General features: G+C 70.7%; 19 protein-coding genes. 9 read left to right on the top strand and 10 right to left on the bottom strand.

The genetic code is table 11. The annotated features are described in order from the left end of the window. The first annotated feature begins 71 nt into the window (after positions 1–71). From AC07DF_RS35185 to AC07DF_RS35170, 4 genes are read left to right on the top strand one after another with little or no spacing between them, the layout of a single operon-like run. On the top strand, positions 72–989 hold the full coding sequence (locus AC07DF_RS35185) for an SDR family NAD(P)-dependent oxidoreductase (RefSeq protein WP_478980567.1): 918 nt from the start codon (positions 72–74) through the stop codon (positions 987–989). Positions 990–1000: 11 nt separating this feature from the next. After that, entirely contained in the window at positions 1001–1876 is an 876-nt protein-coding gene (locus AC07DF_RS35180; protein WP_478980781.1) for an amidohydrolase family protein, read from the top strand. Between the two features lie 10 nt (positions 1877–1886). Continuing rightward, a complete protein-coding gene (locus AC07DF_RS35175; protein ID WP_478980565.1) occupies positions 1887–3392 on the top strand; it encodes an acyl-CoA synthetase in 1506 nt (501 codons plus the stop codon). Between the two features lie 15 nt (positions 3393–3407). Further along, entirely contained in the window at positions 3408–3863 is a 456-nt protein-coding gene (locus tag AC07DF_RS35170) for a MaoC family dehydratase (protein ID WP_478980563.1), read from the top strand. Here the strand turns inward: AC07DF_RS35170 and AC07DF_RS35165 are convergent. From AC07DF_RS35165 to AC07DF_RS35125, 9 genes are all read right to left on the bottom strand, one after another. Next, positions 3854–4681, bottom strand: a complete 828-nt coding sequence (locus tag AC07DF_RS35165) for a PaaX family transcriptional regulator (protein WP_478980561.1) — start codon at positions 4679–4681, stop codon at positions 3854–3856. The genes AC07DF_RS35170 and AC07DF_RS35165 overlap by 10 nt on opposite strands. 52 nt (positions 4682–4733) lie before the next feature. Further along, positions 4734–6413, bottom strand: coding sequence for a PHP domain-containing protein (locus AC07DF_RS35160; protein ID WP_478980559.1), 1680 nt, complete (start codon positions 6411–6413; stop codon positions 4734–4736). 22 nt (positions 6414–6435) lie between these two features. Then, positions 6436–8262 (bottom strand): LamG-like jellyroll fold domain-containing protein, encoded by a 1827-nt coding sequence (locus AC07DF_RS35155; protein WP_478980557.1) that lies wholly within the window; start codon positions 8260–8262, stop codon positions 6436–6438. 58 nt (positions 8263–8320) lie between these two features. Next, positions 8321–11296, bottom strand: coding sequence for a glycoside hydrolase family 2 TIM barrel-domain containing protein (locus AC07DF_RS35150; protein WP_478980555.1), 2976 nt, complete (start codon positions 11294–11296; stop codon positions 8321–8323). Continuing rightward, positions 11293–12183, bottom strand: a complete 891-nt coding sequence (locus AC07DF_RS35145) for an alkaline phosphatase family protein (protein WP_478980779.1) — start codon at positions 12181–12183, stop codon at positions 11293–11295. Before AC07DF_RS35145 ends, AC07DF_RS35150 begins: the two co-directional genes overlap by 4 nt. A gap of 171 nt (positions 12184–12354) precedes the next feature. Next, positions 12355–13203: a carbohydrate ABC transporter permease gene (locus tag AC07DF_RS35140; protein ID WP_478980553.1), complete on the bottom strand. Its 849-nt coding sequence runs from the start codon at positions 13201–13203 to the stop codon at positions 12355–12357. Then, a complete protein-coding gene (locus AC07DF_RS35135) occupies positions 13200–14084 on the bottom strand; it encodes a carbohydrate ABC transporter permease (protein ID WP_478980777.1) in 885 nt (294 codons plus the stop codon). The genes AC07DF_RS35140 and AC07DF_RS35135 overlap by 4 nt, the downstream gene beginning before the upstream one ends. 126 nt (positions 14085–14210) lie before the next feature. Continuing rightward, positions 14211–15485 carry an ABC transporter substrate-binding protein gene (locus AC07DF_RS35130; RefSeq protein WP_478980551.1) on the bottom strand — a complete coding sequence of 425 codons (1275 nt, stop codon included), beginning with the start codon at positions 15483–15485 and terminating at the stop codon, positions 14211–14213. Between the two features lie 46 nt (positions 15486–15531). Next, positions 15532–16584 (bottom strand): carbohydrate kinase family protein, encoded by a 1053-nt coding sequence (locus tag AC07DF_RS35125; protein WP_478980549.1) that lies wholly within the window; start codon positions 16582–16584, stop codon positions 15532–15534. Between the two features lie 147 nt (positions 16585–16731). On the opposite strand from AC07DF_RS35125, the gene AC07DF_RS35120 reads away from it, so the two are divergent. The 5 genes from AC07DF_RS35120 to AC07DF_RS35100 all read left to right on the top strand — a co-directional run bounded on the left by AC07DF_RS35120 (position 16732) and on the right by AC07DF_RS35100 (position 24207). Further along, positions 16732–17496: a DeoR/GlpR family DNA-binding transcription regulator gene (locus AC07DF_RS35120; RefSeq protein ID WP_478980775.1), complete on the top strand. Its 765-nt coding sequence runs from the start codon at positions 16732–16734 to the stop codon at positions 17494–17496. Continuing rightward, entirely contained in the window at positions 17493–18830 is a 1338-nt protein-coding gene (locus AC07DF_RS35115) for a 6-phospho-beta-glucosidase (protein WP_478980547.1), read from the top strand. The genes AC07DF_RS35120 and AC07DF_RS35115 overlap by 4 nt, the downstream gene beginning before the upstream one ends. Before the next feature lie 71 nt (positions 18831–18901). Further along, positions 18902–21943 carry an alpha-mannosidase gene (locus AC07DF_RS35110; protein WP_478980545.1) on the top strand — a complete coding sequence of 1014 codons (3042 nt, stop codon included), beginning with the start codon at positions 18902–18904 and terminating at the stop codon, positions 21941–21943. A gap of 3 nt (positions 21944–21946) precedes the next feature. After that, on the top strand, positions 21947–23197 hold the full coding sequence (locus AC07DF_RS35105) for an alpha-L-fucosidase (protein WP_478980543.1): 1251 nt from the start codon (positions 21947–21949) through the stop codon (positions 23195–23197). 140 nt (positions 23198–23337) lie between these two features. After that, entirely contained in the window at positions 23338–24207 is an 870-nt protein-coding gene (locus tag AC07DF_RS35100; RefSeq protein WP_478980541.1) for a sulfotransferase family protein, read from the top strand. A 52-nt stretch (positions 24208–24259) separates the two neighbouring features. Here the strand turns inward: AC07DF_RS35100 and AC07DF_RS35095 are convergent, their stop codons facing one another. Then, positions 24260–25387, bottom strand: a complete 1128-nt coding sequence (locus AC07DF_RS35095) for an ATP-grasp domain-containing protein (protein WP_478980539.1) — start codon at positions 25385–25387, stop codon at positions 24260–24262. Positions 25388–25529: the final 142 nt, after the last annotated feature.

Raw genomic sequence — 25529 nt, 5'->3', positions numbered from 1 at the left:
TCGATCTCGAAGGCGCACCACCCGCGTCAGGCAGCCGCACCACCCGCATCAGCTCGTGAAGGGACCCACCCGTGCCCAGCATCGATCTCTCCGGCAAGGTCGCCGTCGTCACCGGAAGCGGCCGGGGCCTCGGCCTCGCCTACGCCCACGCCCTGGCCGCCCACGGCGCGTCCGTGGTGGTCAACGACGTGGACGAGGCCGTGGCCGAGGCCGCCGTGAAGTCCATCGCGGAAGCGGGCGGCAGGGCCGTCGCCGAGGTCGTCCCGGTCGGCACCTCCGAGGCCGCTGAGCGGCTGGTGAACCGCGCGGTCGAGGAGTTCGGCCGGCTGGACGTCCTCGTCACCAACGCGGGCATCCTGCGCGACAAGGTGCTGTGGAAGATGACCGACGAGGACTTCGACGCGGTGATCACCACGCACCTCAAGGGCACCTTCACCTGCGCCCGCGCCGCCGCCGTCCGGATGCGGGAGCAGGGCGAGGGCGGCTCACTGATCCTGGTCGGCTCCCCGGCCGGACAGCGCGGCAACTTCGGCCAGACGAACTACGCCGCCGCCAAGGCCGGCATCGCGGCGATGACCCGCACCTGGTCCATGGAACTCGGCCGGGCCGACATCACCGTCAACGCGATCGTGCCGGTCGCCGCGACCGCCATGACCGAGACGATCCCGGCCTTCGCCCCGTACATCGAGGCCATGCGGGGCGGCGAGCCGCTGCCGGACTTCCTGCGCAAGGGCGAGGGCTTCGGCACCCCGGAGGACTGCGCGGCCCTCGTCCCGTTCCTCGCCTCCGAGGCGGCGCGCGGCGTGACCGGCCAGTGCGTCGGCATCGGCGGCGACAAGGTGGCACTCTGGTCGCATCCGCAGGAGATCAGGGCGGCCTACGCCGACGGCGGCTGGACCCCCGGTGCCCTGGCCGACGCCTGGCCCACCTCGGTCGGTGCCGAACTCCAGTCGGTCGGCATCCCGGCGCCGAAGTTCCCGGAGGCGTGATGGACCTCTCCATGAACCCGGACGACCTCGTCGCGATCGACGTCCACACCCACGCCGAGGTGTCCTCCAAGGGCCACTCCTCCCTGGACGACGACCTGCACGACGCCTCCTCCGCCTACTTCAAGGTCGAGGGCAAGCGGAAGCCGACCCTGGAGGAGACCGCCGCGTACTACCGCGAGCGGAAGATGGCCGCCGTGATCTTCACGGTCGACGCCGAGTCCGCCACCGGCACCCCGCCCGTCCCCAACGAGGAGGTCGCCGAGGCGGCCGCCGCCAACGCCGACGTCCTCATCCCCTTCGCCTCCATCGACCCCTTCCGGGGGAAGGCGGGCGTCAAGCAGGCCCGCCGCCTGGTCGAGGAGTACGGGGTGAAGGGCTTCAAGTTCCACCCCAGCATCCAGGGCTTCTTCCCCAACGACCGGTCGGTGGCGTACGACCTGTACGAGGTGATCGAGGAGACGGGCACCATCGCCCTCTTCCACACCGGCCAGACGGGCATCGGCGCCGGGGTCCCCGGCGGAGGCGGCATCCGGCTCAAGTACTCCAACCCCCTCCACGTGGACGACGTGGCCGCCGACTTCCCGCAGCTGAAGATCATCCTGGCGCACCCGTCATTCCCCTGGCAGGACGAGGCCCTGGCCGTCGCCACGCACAAGCCGGGCGTGCACATCGACCTGTCCGGCTGGTCCCCGAAGTACTTCCCGCCGCAGCTCGTGCAGTACGCGAACACGCTGCTGAAGGACAAGGTCCTCTTCGGCTCCGACTTCCCCGTCCTCACCCCGGACCGCTGGCTCGCCGACTTCGGCAAGCTGACGATCAAGGACGAGGTCCGGCCGAAGATCCTCAAGGAGAACGCCGCCCGCCTGCTCGGGCTGACGAAACCGTAAGGGGCGTGACATGCGCAACGAGGGACTGGGGTCATGGCCCGCACGCCGGGCCCGCAAGACCCCGCACCGCACCGCCCTGATCCACGGTGACACCACCCGCACCTACGCCGGCCTGTACGAGCGCACCACCCGCCTCGCCCACGCCCTGCGCGAGCGGGGCATCCGGCGCGGCGACCGGATCGCCTACCTCGGCCCGAACCACCCCTCCTATCTGGAGACCCTGTTCGCGGCCGGCACGCTCGGCGCGGTCTTCGTCCCTCTCAACACCCGTCTGGCCGGCCCCGAGATCGCCTACCAGCTCGCCGACTCCGGCGCCAAGGCCCTCGTCTACGGCCCCTCGCACGCCGGTCTGGTCGCGGGACTGCCCGGCAGCACGGACGTACGCGTCTACTTGGAGGCCGGCGAGGAGTACGAGAGGGCCGTCGCCGAGGCGCCCGGGGATCCGATCGACGAACCGGTCGGCCCTGACGACACCTGCATCATCATGTACACCTCGGGCACGACCGGCCGCCCCAAGGGCGCCATGCTCACCCATGGCAATCTCACCTGGAACGCGGTCAACGTCCTCGTCGACACCGACCTGATCGCCGACGAACGCGCCCTCGTCTCCGCCCCGTTGTTCCACACCGCCGGCCTGAACATGCTGACGCTCCCGGTCCTGCTGAAGGGCGGCGCCTGCGTCCTGGTCGAGGCCTTCGACCCGAACGCCACCTTCGACCTGATCGAACGGCACCGCATCACCTTCATGTTCGGCGTGCCGACGATGTTCGACCAGGTGGCCAGGCACCCGCGCTGGCCGGGAGCGGACCTCTCCTCGCTGCGGATCCTGACCTGCGGCGGCTCCCCGGTCCCCAGCCCGCTGATCGCGGCCTACCAGGAGCGGGGCCTGACCTTCCTCCAGGGCTACGGCATGACCGAGGCCGCGCCCGGCACGCTGTTCCTGGACGCCGAGCACGCCGTCGGCAAGGCGGGTTCGGCGGGCGTGCCGCACTTCTTCAGCGACGTACGCGTCGTACGGCCGGACCTCGCGCCGGTCGACGTGGGCGAGGTCGGGGAGGTCGTGGTGCGCGGACCGCACGTCATGCCCGGCTACTGGGGGCTGCCCGAGGAGACGGCCGCGTCCTTCGTGGACGGCTGGTTCCGCAGCGGCGACGCGGCCCAGGTCGACGAGGACGGCTACGTCCACATCGTCGACCGCATCAAGGACATGATCATCTCCGGCGGGGAGAACATCTACCCCGCCGAGATCGAGGACCAGCTCCTCGCCCACCCGGACATCGTCGAGTGCGCGGTCATCGGCGTGGCGGACGACAAGTGGGGCGAGGTGCCGCGCGCGGTCGTCGTCCCCCGGGAGGGCACCGCGCTCGACCCCGACGAGGTGCTCGCGTCGCTCGCGGGACGCCTCGCCAAGTACAAGATCCCGAAGTCGGTCGTGGTCGCGGACGAACTGCCGCGCACCGCCTCCGGAAAGCTCCTCAAGTCCCGCGTGCGCAAGCGCTACGGCACCAACTCTTAAGCGAAGGACAGCTGTATGAGCATCACCGTCAACGGTCTCGACGAACTGAAGAAGCTCGCGGGAAGCGACCTCGGCACCAGCGAGTGGATCGAGGTCACACAGGAGCGGATCGACACCTTCGCCGACGCCACCGGGGACCACCAGTGGATCCACGTGGACCCCGAGAAGGCCAAGGAGGGCCCCTTCGGCGCCCCCATCGCACACGGCTACCTCACGCTCTCCCTCTTCATCCCGCTGTTCACCGAACTGCTGGACGTCCAGGGAGTCACGACAAAGGTCAACTACGGCCTCAACAAGGTGCGTTTCCCCTCCCCCGTGAAGGTGGGCTCCCGCATCCGCCTGACGGCCAGGCTCACCGAGGTCGAGGACGTGCCGGGCGGCGCCCAGATCACCGTCGAGGGAGCCATCGAGATCGAGAACGGCACCAAGCCGGCGGCGGTGCTGCAGAGCTTGTCGCGGTTCTACGTCTGAGGCCGCGCGGGCACCAGGTCCAGAAGGCGTTGTGAGGCGTCGCGGGCGAGCGGTGAGAGCCGGTCGTGCACGGCCCGGAACGTCTTCTCGGCCTGGTCCGCCGGCCAGTCGTCCGGGAGGTGCTTGACCGGCAGGCGTGGGTCGCGCCGGACGATGCGCAGCCACTCGGTCTGCAGGCGAAGGCGCAGCACGAGGGCGTCGTCCGCCTCCGGGAGTTCGTCCTCCCAGGGCTGCCAGCGCCGTACGAACGCCTCGTAGTGCCCGGCCAGGTCGGACAGCTCCCAGGTCTCCTCGATCATCTGGCCGATGTCCATGCCGGTGTCCGCGTGGGCCCGGAAGACCTTCACATGGGCGGACAGGCCGAGCTCGGCGACCAGTGCCGACACGTCGACCTCGCCGGGGGCGATCCACAGGCCGTTGAACAGCGGTCCGAAGCCGCTCCAGGTCAGCTGGGAGCGCAGGTCGTGGCGCTGGCGCTGCCAGGACTCGGGCAGGGAGAAGCCGAGCAGGGTCCAGGTGCCGTCCCAGTGCCGATTGACGGCGCCGGTCTGCCAGATGCGCCGCTCGCCGTCACGCAGCACCGCCTCCGAGCGCTCGGTCAGCCCGAAGTACATCCGGCGGCCTTCGCGCTGGCGGCGCAGCAGGTCACGGCCCACCATGCGGGTCAGCGTCGAGCGGGTCGCCTGCTCGCCGATGCCGGCGCGGGCGAACACGTCGATGACGCTGCCCGAGTACACGCACACATCGCGCCCGAGCACCTGGTCGCCCAGGAACGTCAGCATGAGGGACTGGGGCCGCAGCGACTCTTCACCGGTCACGCGGCCCACCGTACCTCCGCCGGATCACTGGGTGACCTGCTGGTACCCGGAGTCAGGAACCCTCGACGTCGACGAACACGGGGTTGGAATAGAACCACGTGTCCGCCCACGGGTCACCGTTCCCGGGCTCGTGCGGGATCGGCCCGTTCGGGTCGACGGAGGCACCGAGATACCCCGCGCCATGGCGGTTGCCGTCACTGCCCCGCAGCCGGACGTAGAAGGACTCGTCCCCGGCGGTGAGCGGGATGCGCAGCGTGTACGTCCCCTTGCGGCCGCTGACGTCCTTGGTGTGGACGACCTTGGTGTCCGGCGCCTTCCAGGTGTCCCGGTCGGTGGCGGGGCCCCGCACCGCGCCCCGGATCACGTCGACGTGCCGGAGCTCGGGCAGGATGCCCCGCGCGTTGGGGCGGGAGGCGGTCGTGACGGTGACGTACAGGCTGATCCTCTCGCCCTCGCGGACGCGCAGCCGGCCGCCCAGGGTGACGCCGCGACCGGCGTCGCGGTCCCGCTTGACCCGGACGTCGAGCCCGTCGAGCAGATGCCCGTGGTCCAGCCAGACCCGGCCCGCGCGCAGGCCCGCCATGACCGCGCGGTAGCCGTAGCGCGTCACGCCCACGTGGGTGCGGCTGAACTGGCCGGGCCAGAAGTCGCTGCCGGGCTGCGGGGTGTCGGTGTTCACCGGGTCGGGCAGCTTGCCGGTGTTGTCGAAGTTCTGCCCGGCCGGCCAGTCGCCGTTCTTCCAGGTGTCGAAGACGATCCGGTGCGCGTCGGAGTTGGTGGTGATCGAGAACAGCCGCCCCTCGGCGAGCATCGAGTCCCACAGGCCGCCGACGGTCGCGGTCGCCCAGTCGAAGCCGCCGTACGTCACAAAGGCGTCCGCCGGGTAGCCGGGCCAGGACTGCGCGGACGGCTTGTTCTCGTACTCGCCGCGCATCGAGGTGGCGCCCCGCCAGCCGGGGATGGCGGCGCCCTGGGCGCCGGGCGCGCCCTCCATGCCGATCATGATCTCGGGGGCCGCGTCCCGCCAGGCGCGCATCTCGTGCGGGGAGTCGATGCCCAGGCGCAGGGGGTGGTTGGCGAGGACCAGGACATCGTCGACATAGCCCGCACGGCGCTGCTGGGACAGCCACTTGAGCGCCTTGACGGCGTGGGCCTCGTTGCGGGCGGTGTCCGCGTCGGCGGGGCCGCCCTTGTCGTAGCCGAGCAGCTTGCCGTCGTAGGCGCGCTCGAAGCGGGTGAGCAGGTCGACCTCGTGCCGGCCGGGCGTGGTGAACACCGTGCAGTGCTCGGCCGCCGGGATGTACCACTCCAGCCCCTGGAAGATCAGCTGCCGCGGGTTCTCGGCACGTGCCTTCAGGATCTCCTTGTGCTCCAGCGCGGCCCCGTAGTCGGCGTGCCCGAAGTTGGAGTGCTCGGTGAACACCATCCAGTCCAGGCCGTACTTCGCGCCGGCGGCGGCCAGATGGGAGAACGTGTACTTGGCGTCGTGGCTGTAGACGGTGTGGATGTGGTGGTCGCCGACGAGGTACGCGAGGCGAGGGTCCTCGCCGCCCAGCCGTCGGTCACCGGCGGCCAGGGCGGGGGTCTGGGCGGTCGCCGCCGAGCCCAGGGCGAACGCGGCGCCGAACAGGCCCGCGCGGCGCAGGAGCCCGCGGCGGGAGACGCCCTGCGGATCGAGGGCGGCGGGGGAGACGGACGGATCGGCCCAGGCGGGCAGCTGCTGCTCGGTCATGATCGACAAGCCCTTCGGGATCTCAGTGGTTCATGAAGGAGGTGACGGGCAGCGCCCGGGCGGCGATCCGGACGTCGCCGAGCCGTCCGTGGAAGATCTGGTCGATCTTGCCGCCGTACTCGTAGCCGCCCAGCAGCCACGGCAGTCCCACGGAGGTGATGCCGACGGAGGCCGCCTTGGGATTGCGCAGCACCGGGCAGCCCTCGACGTACAGCGTGCTGTGCCTGCCGTCGTTGACGACCGCGAGGTGCCACCAGGTCTCCAGCGGTGTCTCCTGGCCCCAGTTGGTGGCGATGCCCTGCTGGTTGAGCGGGCGCATCGCCCACTGCGGCTCACGGTCGTTGGACAGGGACAGGGTGGCCAGTGGCTCGTCCGGGTCGTCGGCGGTCTTGCCCGCGGCGCCGCCCGTGCCCGTGCGCGAGACCAGACCCGACCAGGCGTGGTGGTCCGGGTCCCAGTCGGCGGGCAGCCGGTAGAACGCCTCGATGGTGTAGCCGTCCCCGAAGGTGGCCGAGTTGAGCGGGGCACCGTCGACCGTGCGCAGATAGGCGCCCTTCAGCGGTGACTTGAAACCCTGGAACTCCAGGCTGCCGTGGCCCGGCTGGTCGGGGTGGTGGTCCGCCGACCAGCCCAGCGCGCCGCCGCCCACCGTGACCAGGGAGAGGTCGTTGCCTCGGCCCGACCGGTCGCGGACGGTTCCGTCCAACGGCTTGTCGAAGCGCCAGTACGCCATCGTGCCCGGGACCAGCAGCTTCGAGACGGGCCGGGCCGGCCGGGCGGGCACGGGCGCGAAGCCGGAGAATCGTTTCTGGAAGTCGATCTCGACGGAGAACCGGTCGGCGTCGCCGCTCAGCTCCATCTCCTGCCGCTCCAGCTCGTTGAGCCCCTTCTTGGCCCGGCCCAGGATCCACGGGGAGACCGTCTCCACGTCGATGACGTTCCGGTCCAGATCGAAGCGGTAGAGACGGATCATCGCAGCGCCGCCGAAGTAGCGGTTCTGGTAGTTCGTCAGATGCAGATGGACGTCGTGCCCGGCCGCGTTCTTCCGTGTCGCACGGGCGGCGGGCCAGTAGTGCCCGTTCAGGGTGAGGAAGATCTGGTCGTGCTCCTCGATCAGCTGGTCCCACAGCTGCTGCCCGTACTCCGACAGGGAGTCGTCCTCGACGACCAGTTCGTGCGTCGTGAGGATCACCGGCGTCTTCGGGTGCTTCGCCAGAACCTCCTTCGCCCACGCGTAGCCCTGCGGCGACAGCCGCCAGTCCAGCGCCAGCACCAGCCACTGGCGGCCGCCCGCCGTGAACAGGTGGAAGGTGTTGTAGCCGTCCGGGGAGGCACCCCCGAACGTCGGCTTCCCCTTGAACCGCCCCGGACCGAAGGCGTCCAGGTACGGCGTCGCACCCCGCTGGTCGGTCGTCGACGACTTCACGTCGTGGTTGCCGGCCAGGACGCTGTAGCCGACGCCCCGCCGGTCCAGCAGCCGGAACGCCTCGCCGATCGCCGCGAACTCGTCCTTCGCGCCGTTCTGCGTGAGGTCCCCGAGATGCGACAGGAAGACGAGGTTCTCCTCCTTGCCGTGCTCCAGCAGATAGCGCAGTGAAGCCTCGACGGGGGCCTTGTCGATGCTCGGCCCGTCGAAGAGGTACTGGGTGTCCGGCATCACGGCGAGCGTGAAGCGGCGGCTGTGCGGATCGGGGCGCCAACTCGACGGCGCCGCAGCGGCGGTGGCGGCCGGCAGCGCCGTCACGGCCGCCGCGGTCGCGCCGAGCAGCGCCGTGGCACGAAGGAAACTGCGTCTTCCGGCACCGGCCTGGGGCGCCTCGCCCAGGCCGTGGTCATGCGAAGTGCACATGGGTGCTCCATGAGGTGACAGAGAACAGGGAGGGAAGAACTCGTAGAACTCGAAGAACTCAGAGAACGCGCAGCGTCCAGCTCCAGCGATGGACTCCGGCCGCGACGAGATAGGAAGCGAAGGTGTCGGGCCCGCACGACGCCGTGCCCAGCCCGCGGTGCGCCGCGTCGATGTGCACCACGCACCCGGCACGCGGCACCAGTTCGTCGTGATGCGCCGCCGAGGCGAGGTCGGCCGCGCGATGGCGGGTCACGGACACCTGGCAGGGCTGGTCCAGCCGCACCGCCAGCCCGGTGGCGTCCGGCGCGGAGAGCGTGAACCGCCGCACGCCGTGCCGCCCGCCGCTCTCCTGCGGTCGCAGATACGGCGTGAACAGCTCGTCCACCGGCAGACCGTGGTGGCCCACGGGCGCACCCGCGCCCCGGTCCGGATACGACTCCCACGGGCCCTGCCCGAACCACTCGAGCAGATTCAGCCCGGCGACCGTCTCGAAGACCGACCCGACCCGGGCCACGTCGTCCAGCGCCTCGGGCAGCTCGGCGCTCTCCTCCACCAGGAGCCCGCCCTCGACGGCCGTGAACACCTGCTCGTGCCGGACGGTTCCGCCCGGGCAGAGATGGTCGGCGACGACGGCGACCCGTCCCGGTTCACGCCGGACGGCGACGACCTTCCGGGTGGGCGCGTCCAGCCCCCAGTCCCGCCAGCGGCCCGCCATGCCGCCCAGCTCGTCGTTGTCGGTGGGCGCCCGCCAAAGCGACAGCGTGGGAGCGGCCGCCAGCAGCGGATGGACCAGCAGCCCGTCCTCGTCGACCTCGACGGGGCGGTTCGTGACCGGGATGTGCCGCACCGGTTCCGCCGTCCGCAGCCGCACCTGCGGCAGGCACACGACCGTGCCGCGCGGCGCCCAGGCCTCGTCCCGGGCCGTCGTGACGCGCAGGGTCAGCCATGCCTCGCCGCCGTCCTCCGGCAGCTCGAACGGCAAGGGCACGGCGGCCGTCTCGCCCGGCCGCAGATCGGGCAGCTCGGCGGGAGCGGTGCGGGTGCCGCCGTCGGCGAGGGACAGCTCCCACTCGCCGGACAGCCAGTCCAGGCCGCGGAAGTGCTGGTGGTTGCCGAGGACGATGCCCTCGTGCCGGAAGCACTCGATCCGCACCGGCGCGGCGATCTCCCGGTGCTCGAACATCACGGGCTTGGGGGTGCGGTCGGGGAAGACCACCCCGTCGGCGATGAAGGCGCCGTCGTGGTCCGTCTCCCCGAAGTCGCCGCCGTACGCCCAGCGATGCCCGGGCGCGGCGACACCGTTGTCATAGAGCCCGGCGCCCCCACGCCCGGCCGGTCTGCCGTCGTTCACACGCTGGAGGATGCCGTGGTCCCAGAACTCCCAGATGAACCCGCCCTGAAGACCCGGGGTGGCCTCGATGGCCTCCCAATGGTCCGCCAGCGTGCCGTTGCTGTTGCCCATGGCGTGCGAGTACTCGCACTGGATGAGCGGCTTGGTCTGGGTCCCGGACATGGCGTGCGCCAGGCACTCCTGGAGCGGCGCGTACATCGGGCAGGCGATGTCCGAGGCCAGGTCCGGATCGGCCCAGCCGAGCTTGGCCGCGCCCTCGTACTGCACCGGCCGCCGGGCCGGGTCGTGCCGGCGTATCCAGCCCGCCGCCGCGTCGTGGTTGGCGCCGTAGTCGGACTCGTTGCCCAGCGACCAGATGATGACCGAGGGGTGATTCTTGTCCCGCAGCACCATCCGCGCGACCCGGTCGACGAAGGCGCCCAGATAGCGCGGGTCGTCGGCGATCTCGTGCGCGTGGTCGTGGGACTCGATGTCGGCCTCGTCGACGACGTAGAAGCCGAGCTCGTCGGCCAGGTCGTACAGGGACGGGTCGTTCGGGTAGTGCGCGGTGCGGATCGCGTTGAAGCCGAACCGCTTCAGCAGGACGAGGTCGGCGCGCATGTCGTCGTACGACACCGTCCGGCCGGTCAGCGGATGGAAGTCGTGCCGGTTGACGCCCCGGATGAACACGCGCTCGCCGTTGACCAGCAGGTCCCGGCCGGAGATCTCGACGTCCCGGAAGCCGATCCGGTGGTGCGAGGTGTCGGCGACCGTGCCGTCGGCGCGGTGCAGCCGCACGGTCAGGCCGTACAGCTCGGGCGTCTCGGCCGTCCAGGCGCGCACGTTCGGTACGGCGGCGCGCAGCCGGGCCTCGCCGAGGAAGTCGGAGACGCGCTCGTCCTCGGCGTTGGCGCGGTCGAACTCCGCGTCCTGCGTCAGCAGCTGCCCGTCCAGCTCCCCGCTGACGTACCAGCCCTCGGGCAGCGCCCCGGCGGTGTCCCGCACCCGGCAGTCCACCCGCAGGTCGCCGTCCCGCCGGGCCCGCACGGCCACATCCGCGAGATGCAGCGGGTCCCGCGCGTACAGCAGCACCGAGCGGGTGATCCCGCCGTGCCACCAGTGGTCCTGGTCCTCGATGTGCGAGGCGTCCGACCACTTCACGACGGTCAGGCGCAGGGTGGCCCTCCCCCAGCCTTCGGCCGGGGGGACCCCCATCTCGCTTCGCTCGCCGGGCCGCAGCACCGGCGTCAGATCGAACTCGGCGGCCAGATGGGAGTCCTTGGAGATCCCGACGGGCCGCCCGTCCACATGCACCAGCAGCACGCTCTCGGCGGCCCCGACCTGGAGCACGATCCGCCGTCCGGCCCACTCGGCCGGCACGTCCACCGCCCGCTCGTACACCCCCGTCGGATTGGCGGCGGGCACGTCCGGCGGGAACTCGGCGAACGGCATGCGGATGTTCAGGTACCGCGGGAGATCGTCCGTGCCCTGCATGGTCCACACGCCGGGCACGTACGACGACGACCAGACCTCCCCGAGCGGGGCGTCCGGCGCGGGCAGCAGCTGGAAGCGCCAGTCGCCGTCCAGAAAGACGGCCCCGGCCCGCCGGTCGACGGCGTTCATCGGCAGCCGCCCCCAGGAGGTGACCTCGGGTGCCTCCCAGGGGCGCAGGGCGAGCAGGGGATCGAGAGATGCGTCGGTCATGACCATTCCGGAGTCGGTGCGGCGGGGCGGGGCAGGACGTGGCCCGGCAGGCCCCAGGCGGGGTCGACGGGGATGCCGAGACGGTCCAGGACCGTGGGGGCGATGTCGATGAGGCGAGGTGAGTCGAGCCGGGCGCCTCCGGGCCCGGCGGGCCCGCCCGGTTCGGCGAGGATGACGAAGACCTCCCGCTCGGCACGTGTGTCTCCGCCGTGGCCGCCGGAGTCGAGGTGACCGTGGTCCGTGGTCACCAGCACGGTCCAGCGCTCGTCGGCGCGCCCCGGATCCGATGCCCGGGCGTCGATGGCCTCCAGCAGCCGCCCGAGGTGCGCGTCCTGGGCGAGGAGGGCTTGGTCGTAGGCGGGGGAGAGGGGGCCCGTCGCGTGACCGGCCTCGTCGGTGGCGCCGAAGTACACGAACAGGACGTCCGGGTCGGACTTGGTGAGCCAGCGTATGACGGTGCGGGCGACGCGGCGGTCCGCGCTTTCGTAGCCCCAGCGTTCACCGTTGTGGCGCACCCGGCGGCCGATGGCCCGGCCGAGCGTGCCGCGGCGCACCAGGGCCGGCCAGGACACGGCGGCCGCCGTGCGCAGACCGGGCCGGGCGGTGCCGGCGCGGGTCAGGAAGTCCGGGTAGCGGGCGTAGTCGGCACCTTTGAAATCGTTGCCCTTGACCCCGTGGCGGTCGGGCCACACCCCGGTGAGGATGCTCGACCAGCCGGGGCCGGAGTCGGTGTAGGCCATGCTGGTCGACGGCCCGTCCGCGGCCCGGCCGTCGGCCTCGCCGTAGGGAAGCAGGCTGGTGCCGACGGCGCCCGCGGCCATCAGGGCGTGCAGCACCGGGGCGTTGGCCGGCGAGCGGGTCAGCCGGTCGTAGCGCAGGCCGTCCATGCCGACGACGAGTACCTTGGGGCGTCGGCTCTCGGTGTTGACGTCCGTCACTGGGTGCCTCTCTGATGTGGCTCCTACGAGCTCGGGACCGACTGCCGGTTCTCGGCTGCGCCTCCGCTGTGGCTGGTCGCGCAGTTCCCCGCGCCCCTGCAGGGCGCGGCCCGCAGGCCGTCAGCTTCCCTGTACCGCCCCCTCCGTGGCGCCCGAGATGAACCCGCGGGCGAAGATCGTGAACACCACGACCAGTGGGATCGACGCCATGAGCACACCGGCCATGACCATGCTGTAGTCGGTCGTGTGACCGACGTGGAGCTGGGCGAGCGTCACCTGGAGGGTGAGGTGGCTGGGGTCGGTGAGCACGACGAGGGGCCAGATGTAGTCGTTCCAGGCACCGACGAAGGCGTAGATCGCGAGGAAGGACAGCGCGGGCTTGATCATCGGCAGCACGATGTTCCAGTACTGGCGGAAGAAGCCGGCACCGTCGATGCGCGCGGCGTCGAGGAGTTCGTCCGGTACGCCGTTCTCGATGTACTGGCGCAGCCAGAAAATGCCGAAGGCGTTGGCGAGGGCGGGCAGGACCAGCGCCTTGAGCGTGCCGACCCAGCCGATGTCGGACATCAGGATGAACTGCGGCAGGACGGCCAGCTGGAGCGGCAGCATCATGAACCCCACCAGCATGGCGAACAGCACCTTGCGTCCGGGGAAGTCGAACTTGGCGAAGGTGAAGGCCGCCAGGGAGTCGACGAACAGGACCAGGACGGTGGTGACGGTCGCGACGAGGATCGTGTTCAGCATCGACCCGAAGAAGTCGATGGTGTCGAGCACGTGCCGGATGTTCTCCAGCAGATGGGAGCCGAACGTCAGCTTCGGCGGGCTCTTGTAGATGTCCTCGGTGGTGTTCGTCGCCATGACGATCGTCCACACGAACGGGAAGATCGAGATCAGCACGGCCAGGACGAGGAATATGTGCGCGGTCAGCCCCTTGGGACGCCGTGACCGCCTCTTGACCACTGCGGTCATGACTTCCTCCCGCGCTGGACGACGCGCCAGTTGATGACGACCAGCACCATGATCAGTACGAAGAAGGCCCACACGATGGCCGCGCCGTAGCCGTAGTCGTTGTTGACGAAGGCCGACTGGTAGAAGTACAGCAGCGTGGTCAGGCCCGCCTGGCCCGGGCCGCCGAGGTTCGGGTTGGCGGCGTTGCTGCCGAACAGGACCTGCGGCTCGCTGAAGCTCTGCAGGCCGTTGATGGTCGAGATGACGACCGTGAACAGGATGATGGGCCGCATGATCGGCATGGTGATCTGGAAGAACGTGCGGATGGGCCCGGCGCCGTCCAGCCTGGCCGCCTCGTAGATCTGTGTGGGGATCGCCTGGAGGCCGGCCAAGTAGATGATCATGTTGTAGCCGGTCCACATCCAGGTCATCAGCAGGGCGATGACCAGCTTGATCAGCCACGGATTGCTCAGCCACGGCACGGGTGAGATGCCGACGGTGCCCAAAATGGCGTTGACCAGGCCGAAGTTGTTGCTGAACACCGCGCCGAAGAAGATCGACACGGCGACGATCGAGGTGACGTTCGGTATGTAGAGGGCGATGCGGTAGAAGCCCTTGAAGCGGCGCACCGAGTGCAGCAGTGTCGCCAGCACCAGGGCGCCGAACAGCGTGGGAACGGTGGACAGGACCCAGATCACCAGGGTGTTGCGGATCGACATCCAGAAGACCGGGTCGTCCATGAGGAACCGGAACTGCTGCAAGCCCACGAACTGGATGGTGCCCATGCCGTCCCAGCGCTGGAAGGCCAGGTACAGCGAGTAGAAGACCGGGAAGAACGAGAAGGCGCCGAAGATCAGGAAGAAGGGGGAGATCGCCAGGTACTGCCGCCAGTGGGACAGCACCCCGCGACGCCTCGGCCGCACGGCGCCCGCCGGCGGCGTGCGCCGGGGGCGGAAGCGGGCCGGGACCGGCCCGCCGTGACGCCGGGGCGCCGCGGCGGGGCCGGTGACCGGAGGTGAGGCCATTGCTCAGCTCACCCCCTGCCGGCGGGCGATCTGCTTGGCCTGGCTGACCGCGTCCTGCCAGGCGTCGTCGGGCTTCTTGCCCTTGGCCTCGATGCTGGTCAGCTCGGTCTTGAAGGGAGCCATGACGGCGGCGTCCGCGGGCGCCTCGTAGCTGGCCGGTATGGCCTTGGCCGCCGGACCGAACACCTCGATGACCTTCTGCCCGCCGAAGAAGGGGTCGCCTCCGGTCATGGCCGGCATGGCGTACGCCGCCGGCGCGGCGGGGAAGATCGCGGCGTCGGCGAAGCCGCGGGCGTCGTTCTCCGGGCTGAGGATCCAGCTGATGATCTTGAACGCCTCTTCGGGGTTCCGGCACTGCTTGGGCAGGGCCAGATAGGAGCCGCCCTGGTTGGCCGGACCGCCGGGCATCGCGCAGACCCGCCACTTGCCCTTGGTCTTCGGGGCCGCCTGCTCGATGTCCAGCGCGTGCCAGGCCGCACCGAGTTCGGTGCCCAGGCTCTTGCCGACGGCGGCGTTCCAGGTGTTGTCGTTGATCTTGGCGTCGAGACCGAGGGTGTAGGGGCGGACCGCGGTGGTCCACGCCTTGCGGATGTGGTCCTGGTCGCCGATGAAGCGGTTGTCCTTGTCGATGAACCGCTCGGTGCCCTGCCCGACCGCCATGTCGAACACTGAGCTGATGTTGTTGACCAGGTAGATGCCCGGCAGCTTCTTCAGCTCGGTGCCGAGCGCGAAGTAGTCCTCCCAGGTGCCCGCCTGAGCGGCGACCTTGTCGGGGTCGGTGGGCAGCCCGGCCTTGTCGAACAGGTCCGCCCGGTAGAAGAGCGCGGTGGGGCCGATGTCGATCGGGAAGCCGATCTGCTTGCCGTCCTCGGTCCGGGCGAGCTTGGTCTTCCAGTCCAGGTACTGGGACGAGAGGTCCTTGAAGCCCAGGTCGTTCAGGTCGAGGAAGCGGTTCGCGTTGGGCAGGAAGGACGCCATGTCCTCGCCCTTGATACCGGTGATGTCGGGCACGGAGGTGCCCGCCGCGAGGGTGGTGGTGAGCTTCGACTTGAAGTCGCCGCCGATGGAGGCGACGGTCAGCTTCACGTCCTTGCTGAAGTGCGTCTTCGCCTCGGCGACCACCTTGTCGCTGAGCCCGCCTCCCCAGTACCACAAGGTGAGGTTCTTGCCGTTCTTGCCGCCGGCCGAATCAGAGCCGTTGCCGCATGCCACGGTCAGACCGGAGGCGGCCGCGGTGAACGCGGCGGCCTGGAGGAAGCGTCTGCGGGAAAGGTCCACGGGTCACTCCTGTTGTTGCTGTTCGACGTGGGGAGGGGTGCGGGGATCAGTGCCGCCGTTCGGAGGCGCGTGGGCCGACGGACGTGTGAGGGGCCGGCGGGGTGAGGGGGGCGTACGCGACCGCCGGCCCGGGGTTCGCCGGGAGCCGGTCGGCCAGGAAGCCGTACGACCGCTTCAGTTCGGGATCGGTCAGGGAGTGCCACCAGCGGTGCACGCCGTACCAGCCGGGGGCGGCCAGCGCCCCGCCGTGGTGCCCGACGGACAGCCCGGCCGCGAGGACCGCGAACCGCAGCCGCTCCGCCAGCGGCCAGCCGCCGAGCGAGGCGGTGACGAACGCGGCGCCGAAGACGTCCCCGGCACCGGTCGCGTCGAGCACGTCGACGTCCAGGGCGGGCACGTCGGCGTACTCGCCGGTGATCTGGTCGACGGCGAGGGCGCCGTCCCCGCCCCGGGTGACCACGGCGACCGGCACCAGCTCGGACAGCGTGCCGAGTGCGGCCACCGCGCTGTCGGTGCGGGTGTAGGCCATCGCCTCGGTCTCGTTCGGGAGGAAGGCGTGGCACAGCGCGAGCTGGTCCAGGAGGGCCGTCGACCACTCCTGCGTGGGGTCCCAGCCGACGTCGGCGTAGACCTGCGTGCCGTTGGCGGCGGCCTTGGCCAGCCACTCGCGAGGCTGTGCCTCGATGTGCACCAGGGCGGTCCGCGCGGCGGGCGGGTCACCCATCAGCGCGTCCTGCGAGTACGGCGGCTCCTGGCCATGGGTGAGCAGGGCACGGTCGTGGCCGAAGGCGACGGAGACGGTGACCGGGGTCGGCCAGCCGTCCGCCGTCCGGGAGAGCGAGAGGTCGACGCCCTCCTGGTCGCACAGGACGTCCCGGCAGTGCTCGCCGTAGAAGTCGTCGCCGAACACGGTGGCCAGGGAGGTCCGGAGGCCGAAGCGGGAGGCCGCCACCGCGAGGTTCGCGATGCCGCCCGGGCCGCAGCCCATGCCCTCGGTCCAGATCTCCTCGCCGGGCGTCGGCGGCTTGCCGAGCCCCGTGAGGACCAGGTCGTAGAAGAGCAGCCCGGTCAGCAGCACATCGGGCCGGTCGTCGTCCACGGATGTGTCCTCTCGCTCGAGTTCGACGGAGATCGTCAAAACTCTTCATTTCCGTGACCGGAATCGTGCGCTGCTCGAAGAGATTGGTCAATACCCGAGCAGAAGTGAGCATGGAAATGATTGAAGATGACGAGTAGTGTTCCGGCCGTGCTGGCAGAACGACGACACCAACTCATCCTGCGGGCCCTTCGCTCCGGAGGCCCCGCGGCTGTGACCGACCTCTCCGAACGGCTGGGTGTGAGCCCCGCCACTATCAGGCGTGACCTGGTCAAACTGGAAGAAGACGGTCTTCTCACCCGCGTCCACGGAGGCGCCGTGGTCGAGGAGGGCGACCAGCCCTTCGCCGAGGTCGCCGAGGTGCGCGTCTCCGAGAAGGACGCCATAGCGGAGCGCGCGGCGGCGATGATCGAGGACGGCCAGTCGGTCCTGCTGGACATCGGGACGACCGCCTACCGGCTGGCCCGGCAGCTGCACGGCCGCCGGCTCACCGTGATCACCAGCAACCTGGTGGTCTACGAGGAACTCGCCGACGACGAGGGCATCGAGCTGGTCCTGCTCGGCGGCATGGTCCGCCGCGAGTACCGCTCCCTGGTCGGCTTCCTCACCGAGGACAACCTGCGCCAGCTGCACGCCGACTGGCTCTTCCTCGGCACCAGCGGTGTGCGGCCCGGAGGGCAGGTCATGGACACCACGGTCGTGGAGGTGCCGGTCAAGCGCGCCATGATCAAGGCCAGTGAGAAGGTCGCCCTGCTCGCCGACACGGCGAAGTTCCCCGGACACGGGATGGCGAAGGTCTGTGGTCCCGAGGACCTGGACGTGGTGGTGACGAACGCGCCGGTCGACACGGCGACGCGGGCCTCCTTGCAGGAGGCGGGCGTCGAGGTCGTCGTGGCGGGAAGGGTGCAAGCGTGAAACTGACGATTCTGGGCGGCGGAGGATTCCGCGTGCCACTGGTGTACGGGGCGCTCCTGCAGGACCACGCCGAGGGCCGGGTGACGCACGTCGTCCTGCACGATCTGGACGCCGGGCGGCTGTCGGCGGTGACCCGTGTGCTGGCCGAGCAGGCGGCCGGCGTCCCCGACGCGCCCGAGGTGAGCGCCACCACCGACCTCGACGAGGCGCTGCTCGGCGCCGACTTCGTGTTCTCCGCCATCCGCGTCGGCGGCCTCGAGGGCCGCGCGAACGACGAACGGGTGGCCCTGGCCGAGGGCGTCCTCGGCCAGGAGACGGTCGGCGCCGGCGGCATCGCCTACGGCCTGCGCACGGTCCCGGTCGCCGTCGACATCGCGCGGCGGGTGTCCCGGCTCGCGCCCGAGGCCTGGGTCATCAACTTCACCAACCCGGCGGGCCTGGTCACCGAGGCGATGTCCCGCCACCTCGGCGACCGCGTCATCGGCATCTGCGACTCACCGGTCGGCCTCGGCCGCCGCATCGCCCGCGTGCTCGGCGCGAACCCCAGGGAAGCCTGGATCGACTATGTCGGTCTCAACCACCTCGGCTGGGTGCGCGGCCTGCACGTCGCCGGCCGCGACGAGCTCCCGCGCCTGCTCGGCGACCCCGACCTGCTCGGCTCCTTCGAGGAGGGCAAGCTCTTCGGCGTCGACTGGCTCCGCTCCCTCGGCGCGATCCCCAACGAGTACCTGCACTACTACTACTTCAACCGGGAAGCCGTACGCGCCTACCAGCAGGCCGAGAAGACCCGCGGGGCCTTCCTGCACGACCAGCAGGCCCGCTTCTACGCCGAGATGAGGAACCCGGACGCCCCCGCGTGGAAGGTCTGGGACGACACCCGCGCCGAACGCGAGGCCACCTACATGGCCGAGAACCGCGAGACGGCGGGCGCAGGCGAACGCGACGAGGACGATCTGTCCGGCGGCTACGAGAAGGTGGCCCTCGCCCTGATGCGGGCCATCGCCCGCGACGAGCGCACGACCCTGATCCTCAACGTCCGCAACCAGCGCAGCCTCTCGGTCCTGGACACCGACGCCGTCATCGAGATCCCCTGCCTCGTCGACGCCAACGGCGCCCACCCCGTCACCGTCGCCCCGCTGCCCGACCACGCCACCGGACTGGTCTGCGCGGTCAAGGCCGTCGAGCGCGAGGTGCTGTCCGCCGCCGACTCCGGCTCGCGGGCGACGGCCGTGAAGGCCTTCGCACTGCACCCGCTGGTCGACTCCGTCAATGTGGCCCGCCGGCTGGTCGAGGGCTACACCGAGGTCCATCCCGGGCTGGCGTACCTTAGGTGAACGCCGTCCGGTAAGCGCTTTCTCCCGCCGCTTCCCGCCAGCTCGCTCGTTCCGCTTCCTGGAGACATCTCATGCATGACGAAAGCCGCCGGATCGAAGAGCGCGTGCAGCGCCTTCACGACCAGCGCATCAAGACCGCGATCTACGCGGCCACCGTGCCCTTCGAGGTGGAGGCCTGGCAGGCGCCGGGGGAGCCGGTCCCGTTCGAGGAGGCCGCCGCCGCCTCGTACGAGCCGTTCGCGATGGGCACCCCGTGGGGCCCGCCCTGGGGCACCACCTGGTTCCGCATGCGCGGCCAGGTGCCCGCCGAGTGGGCCGGCAAGCGCGTCGAGGCCGTCATCGACCTCGGCTTCGTGGGCGACTGGCCCGGCAACCAGGCCGAGGCTCTCGTGCACCTCACGGACGGCACCCCGCTGAAGGCCGTCAACCCGCTCAACCAGTACGTGGCGATCGCCGACCCGGCGACGGGCGGGGAGACGGTCGACTACCTGGTCGAGGCCGCCTCCAACCCGGACATCCTCGCGGACAACTTCTCGAAGACCACCCCGCTCGGCGACAAGCTGACCGCGGGTGACAAGCCGCTCTACACCTTCCGCAGCGCCGACATCGCGATCCTCGACGAGGAGGTCTGGCATCTCGACCTCGACGTCCAGGTGCTGCGCGAGCTGATGCTGGAGCTGGGCGAGCACGACCCGCGCCGGCACGAGATCGCCCACGCGCTCGACCGGGCGATGGACCTGCTCGACCTGGACGACGTCTCCGGCTCCGCACCCGCCGTCCGCGAGGCGCTCCAGCCGGTCCTCGCCCGCCCCGCGCACGCCAGCGCGCACACCGTCTCCGGCGTCGGGCACGCCCACATCGACTCCGCCTGGCTCTGGCCGATCCGCGAGACCAAGCGCAAGACGTCCCGCACGTTCTCCAACGTCACGTCCCTGGCCGACGAGTACGACGACTTCATCTTCGCCTGCTCCCAGGCCCAGCAGTACGAGTGGGTGCGCGACAACTACCCCAAGGTGTGGGTCCGCATCCAGGAGTCCGTCAAGAAGGGCCAGTGGGCGCCGGTCGGCGGCATGTGGGTCGAGTCCGACGGCAACCTGCCGGGCGGCGAGGCCGTCGCCCGCCAGTTCATCCACGGCAAGCGGTTCTTCATCGAGCACTTCGGCATCGAGACCAAGGGCGTCTGGCTGCCGGACTCCTTCGGCTACAACGCGGCCTACCCACAGATCGCCAAGCTCGCCGGGAACGAGTGGTTCCTCACCCAGAAGATCTCCTGGAACCAGACCAACAAGTTCCCCCACCACACCTTCTGGTGGGAGGGCATCGACGGCACCCGCATCTTCACCCACTTCCCGCCGGTCGACACCTACAACGCCCGCTTCAGCGGCGAGGAGATGTCCCGCGCGGTCCGCAACTACCAGGAGAAGGGCGGCGCCTCCCGCTCTCTGGCCCCCTTCGGCTGGGGCGACGGCGGTGGCGGCCCCACCCGCGAGATCATGGAACGCGCCCGCCGCCTGGCGGACCTGGAGGGCTCGGCGAAGGTCGTCGTCGAGCACCCCGACGAGTTCTTCGCCAAGGCCCGCGAGGAGTACCCGGACGCCCCGGTCTGGGTCGGCGAGCTCTACCTGGAGCTGCACCGCGCCACCTACACCTCCCAGGCCCGCACCAAGCAGGGCAACCGCCGCTCCGAGCACCTCCTGCGCGAGGCCGAGTTGTGGGCGACGACGGCCGCGCTGCACGCACCCGGGTACGCCTACCCTCACGAGAAGCTGGACCGGCTCTGGAAGACGGTGCTGCTGCACCAGTTCCACGACATCCTGCCCGGCTCCTCCATCGCCTGGGTGCACCGCGAGGCCGAGGCCGAGTACGCACGAGTCGCCACGGAACTGCACACGCTGACAGCCGAGGCGGTGGCCGCGCTCGGCGCCGGCGAGACCCGCGCCTTCAACACCAGCCCCTACGCCCGCGCCGAGGTGATCCGCACCGCCGACGGCGCACCGGTGTACGTCGAGGTGCCCGCGAACGGCTCCGCGCCCCTCGCCGACGCCCGGCCCGCGCAGCCTGTGACGGTCAGCGGCCGGGTGCTCGACAACGGGCTGGTCCGCGTGGAGATCGCCCAGGACGGCACCCTGTCCTCCGTCCGTGACCTGCGCGCGAACCGCGAGGTCCTGGCCGACCCGGGCAACCTGCTGCGCCTGCACACCGACCTGCCCAACTACTGGGACGCCTGGGACATCGACAAGCACTACCGGAACCGCTACACGGACCTGCTGGACGTCTCGTCCGTCACGGTCGTCGAGCAGGACCCGCTGATCGGCGCCATCCGCGTCGAGCGGTCCTTCGGCAAGGGCTCCACGATCACCCAGACGATCACCGTCCGCGCCGGCAGCCCCCGGATCGACATCGAGACGGACATCGACTGGCACGAGACCGAGAAGATCCTCAAGGCGGCCTTCCCGGTCGACATCCGTGCCCCGCACTCCTCCGCCGAGATCCAGTTCGGCCACATCCAGCGGCCCACCCACACCAACACCAGCTGGGAGGCGGCCCGCTTCGAGGTCTCCGGCCACCGCTGGGTGCACCTGGGCGAACCCGGCTACGGCGTCGCGGTCATCAACGACTCGACCTACGGCCACGACGTCTCCCGCACGGTCCGCGAGGACGGCGGCACCACGACCACCGTCCGCCTCAGCCTGGTCCGCGCCCCGCGCATCCCGGACCCCGAGGCCGACCAGGGCCGCCACCGCTTCACCTACGCGCTGCTGCCCGGCGCGAGCATCGAGGACGCCGTCGCCGAGGGCTACGCCCTCAACCTCCCGCTCCGGGTGACCGAAGCGGCCGGCGCCCCCGCACCGGTCGTCTCCGTCGAGGGCGAGGGCGTGACCGTGGAGGCGGTCAAGCTCGCCGACGACACCTCGGGCGACGTCGTCGTACGGCTCTACGAGTCCCGCGGCGGCCGCGCCCGGGGCGTTCTGCGCACCGGCTTCCCGCTCGCCGGCGCACAGATCACCGACCTGCTGGAACGGCCGACCGAGGACGCGGACCTCACCGACGGCGGTGTCTCCGTCACCCTGCGGCCCTTCCAGATCCTCACGCTGCGTCTGCGCCGGGGCTGACCCATGGCCATACAACCCTGGTTCAGCGACGCCAAGCTCGGGATCTTCATCCACTGGGGCATCTACGCCGTCGACGGCGTGCAGGAGTCCTGGTCGTTCTACGACGACATCGTCCCCTACGACCAGTACATGTCCCAGTTCGACCGCTTCACGGCCTCCCGCTACGACCCGCGCGACTGGGCCGGGCTCTTCGCGCGGGCCGGCGCCCGGTACGCCGTGCTGACCAGCCGCCACCACGACGGCGTCGCCCTGTGGGACAGCGCCCACGGCGACCTGAACGTGGGCCGCGACCTGATCGCCGGCTACGCGGACGCCCTGCGCGAGCAGGGCCTCAAGGTCGGCCTCTACTACTCGCACTCGGACTGGAGCCACCCCGACTACGCCTCCACCCGCAAGCCCGGCCGCCCGCCGGAGCTGGAGGACAACCGGTACTCCGAGGTCGCCGCCGAGTTCGAGGACCTGGACGCCTGGGAACGCTTCCTGGCCTACCGGGACGGCCAGATGCGGGAGCTGGTGTCACGCTACAAGCCCGACCTGCTGTGGTTCGACGGCGAGTGGGACCGCAGCGAGGAGCAGTGGCGCATCCCCGAACTGGCCGCCCTCATCCGCTCCGAGGTCCCGGACGTCGTCTTCAACGCCCGCATGCTGAGCGAGGGCGACTACGCCACCCCGGAACAGGGCGCACCCGTCATCCCGCCGGAGGGCCCCTGGGAGCTCTGCCTCACGATCAACGACTCCTGGGGCCACCAGCACCACGACCACAACCACAAGTCGGTCGACCAGCTGATCCGCTACTTCACCGAGACCATCGGCGGCGGAGGCAATCTGCTCCTCAGCGTCGGCCCGCGCGAGGACGGCACCATCCCGGCCGAGCAGGCGGAGCGGCTGGAAGGACTCGGCGCCTGGATCGCCAAGCACGCGGAAGCGGTGTACGGCACCGTCCGGGGACTGCCGCCGGGCCACCACTACGGCCCGAGCACCCTGTCCAAGGACCGCCGCACCCTCTACCTGACCCTGTTCGACGCCCCACGCGCCGAGATCAACGTCCGCGGCCTGCTCAGCAAGGTGCGCCGGGTCTCGGTCCTGGGCAGCGGCACGGAACTGCCCCACCGTGTCACCGGCGGGCTGCACGAGACCCCGGGCATCCTCTGGATCGAGCCCCCCGCCGCGGCGGACCTCGACCCGTACGCCACGGTGCTGGCCGTCGAACTGGAAGGGGAACTGGAGCTGTACCGCGGCGCGGGCCGGTTCTGACGAAAGTTTAAGAAAGCGGTGAAAGGCCTGCTCACGGACGGTATGTGGACGCCCGTGAGCAGGCCGGTTCGCCTGTACGACACCTGCGGTTCGCCCGGCCCCCCTGGGATCGGAACGCACAGCGAAAGAAAGGTGTCACCGTGCGAGACCCGCGTATGTCCGCCATCGGCAAGGGACTGAAGCGTCGCGGAAGGCTGGTGATAGAGGCGGTCAGTCCTCCGCGCCGGAATCTCGAGGCGATCCCCGCCCCCCGCCCGGCCGCCGACACCTACACCGCCCCGGCCGCTCCCCGGCTGGTGGACTCGCCCGTCTTCGTGCTGTCGTCGGTGCGCTCCGGTTCGACCCTGCTGCGCGTCCTGCTCAACAGCCACAGCGGCATTCGTGCCCCGCACGAGATGCACCTGCGCACCGTGCACGTCAGCCTGTCCCGCGACTTCACCGCGGACGCCATGCAGGCCCTCCAGCTCGACAAGGACGAGCTGGAACACGTGCTGTGGGACCGGGTGCTGCACCTCGAACTCACCCGCAGCGGCAAGGACGTCATCGTCGACAAGACCCCGCCCAACACCCTCATCTGGCCCCGACTGCGCCGATGTTGGCCGAACGCCCGCTACATCCTGCTGCTCCGCCACCCCGGCGCGGTCGTCGCCTCCCTCACCAGCCGCCGCACCGACCCCGATCACGAGGCCGTCCGGGCCGAGGTCCTCGAATACAGCGAGAAGCTGGAGGAGGCCCGCCGCAACCTCGACCCGCACGTGATCACGTACGAGGAGCTCACCGCCGAACCGGAGAAGGTCACCCGCGGCATCTGCGACCACCTCGGAGTGCCCTGGGAGCCCGGCATGCTCGACTACGGCAGCAAGGACCACGGCACCTTCCGCCCCCAGCTCGGTGACTGGTCCAGCACCATCAAGTCCGGCCGCATCCAGACGGCCCGCACCGCCGACCCGGACGTCGAACTGCCCCCACGCCTGAAGGAACTGGCCCAGGCGTGGGGGTACGGCGCCTAGCCGGAGCTAGGGGCCCGGAGCCAGAGGGGCCCGGAGCCAGAGGGGCCCGGAGCTAGAGGGGCAGGGCCCCGACCGCGGCCTGCGGGGCCGCCCCGACGGAGTCGACCGGCACCGGCGGCAGCGGCCCGGCCGCCTCCGCCCGCTGCTGCGGCAGCGCCACCGGACGCAGCGGGCGCGGCCCCGACACCACCGAGTAGTCCTGGCCCAGGAACGGCGGCACCACCTCGCCCGGGTCCTCGCCGAGCGCCAGCCGCACAGCCGCCCACGGGGCGTTGACGCCGCACAGGGACAGCTGGTGCAGGCCGCCGGCCGGGCGGGTGTTGACGTCCATGAGGACCGGCCGGTCGCCGAACATCCGGAACTGGATGTTGGACAGGTAGTGCAGTCCGAAGCCCTCCGCGATCCGCCGGGCCGGGTCCAGCCACTGCTCGTGCAGCGTGAAGCCCCGGCGGCGGCCGTTCTTGGTGCGGCCCACGGCCATCCGGACCCGGTTGTCCGGACCGGTCAGGCAGTCCACCGACACCTCGGGCTGCTCCAGGCGCGGCATCACCAGCCAGTCCACCGGCTCCTCGGCCTGCCGCAGCGCCTCCAGCACCAGATCGAGCGGCACGTACGGGCTGGGGAATCCGTTCAGGTGCGACAGCGAGAAGGGCGAGCGCGTGATCACGCGGAAGCCCACCCCGCCCGCCCCGGACGCCGGCTTGAAGCACGCCTTGTGTCCGCCGGCCTCCAGCTCCTCGACGGCGGTCACCAGTTCGTCCGCCGAGCGGACCCGGTACCACGGCGGCACCGGCACCCCGATCGCCTGGACCGCCTCGTAGGCGATCACCTTGTCGTGGAAGACGGCCACCGCCTCGGGCGGGGGCGCCAGCACCGCCGTTCCGGCGGCCTCGAACTCGGCGCGGTGCGCCACGACCGCCGACTGGTGCAGCCGGGGCACGAACACATCGATGCCGCGCCGGGCGCACTGGACCAGCGCGTACTCGACGTACCCGGCAGGGGACAGGCCCTCGGGCTCCAGCTCGGCGGTGTCGGCCGCGGCCAGCACGGGGGAGTCGGGGTCTGCGTGGGTGGCATGGATCTCGACGGCCCGGTCGCTGGGATTTCTCCGCAGCTGATCCATGAAGAACACGTTCTCCGCGTACGTGCGGTTGAGCCAGACGCGTACGCGAGAGACCATGCAGGCCGCCTTTCACGGTTCGCGGGCAGGGCTGAGCAGCCCGTGCCCGGGCAGGATGAATGTGGGTACACCAAACCGCCCCTGTGAAAGGGAGTTCTCAGCGGTGGTGTTGCGGCCGATCATACGGCTTCGCCGGGCCCTC

The sequence above is a fragment of the Streptomyces sp. NPDC044719 genome (assembly GCF_056433405.1).
This window is presented reverse-complemented; position numbering and strand designations above follow the sequence as displayed.

Coding starts and splice junctions, on each gene's coding strand:
- AC07DF_RS35180 (WP_478980781.1), top strand. CDS start 1,001: ATGAACCCGGACGACCTCGTCGCGATCGACGTCCACACCCACGCCGAG.
- AC07DF_RS35175 (WP_478980565.1), top strand. CDS start 1,887: ATGCGCAACGAGGGACTGGGGTCATGGCCCGCACGCCGGGCCCGCAAG.
- AC07DF_RS35170 (WP_478980563.1), top strand. CDS start 3,408: ATGAGCATCACCGTCAACGGTCTCGACGAACTGAAGAAGCTCGCGGGA.
- AC07DF_RS35160 (WP_478980559.1), bottom strand. CDS start 6,413: ATGACCGAGCAGCAGCTGCCCGCCTGGGCCGATCCGTCCGTCTCCCCC.
- AC07DF_RS35155 (WP_478980557.1), bottom strand. CDS start 8,262: ATGTGCACTTCGCATGACCACGGCCTGGGCGAGGCGCCCCAGGCCGGT.
- AC07DF_RS35150 (WP_478980555.1), bottom strand. CDS start 11,296: ATGACCGACGCATCTCTCGATCCCCTGCTCGCCCTGCGCCCCTGGGAG.
- AC07DF_RS35145 (WP_478980779.1), bottom strand. CDS start 12,183: ATGGACGGCCTGCGCTACGACCGGCTGACCCGCTCGCCGGCCAACGCC.
- AC07DF_RS35140 (WP_478980553.1), bottom strand. CDS start 13,203: ATGACCGCAGTGGTCAAGAGGCGGTCACGGCGTCCCAAGGGGCTGACC.
- AC07DF_RS35110 (WP_478980545.1), top strand. CDS start 18,902: ATGCATGACGAAAGCCGCCGGATCGAAGAGCGCGTGCAGCGCCTTCAC.
- AC07DF_RS35105 (WP_478980543.1), top strand. CDS start 21,947: ATGGCCATACAACCCTGGTTCAGCGACGCCAAGCTCGGGATCTTCATC.
- AC07DF_RS35095 (WP_478980539.1), bottom strand. CDS start 25,387: ATGGTCTCTCGCGTACGCGTCTGGCTCAACCGCACGTACGCGGAGAAC.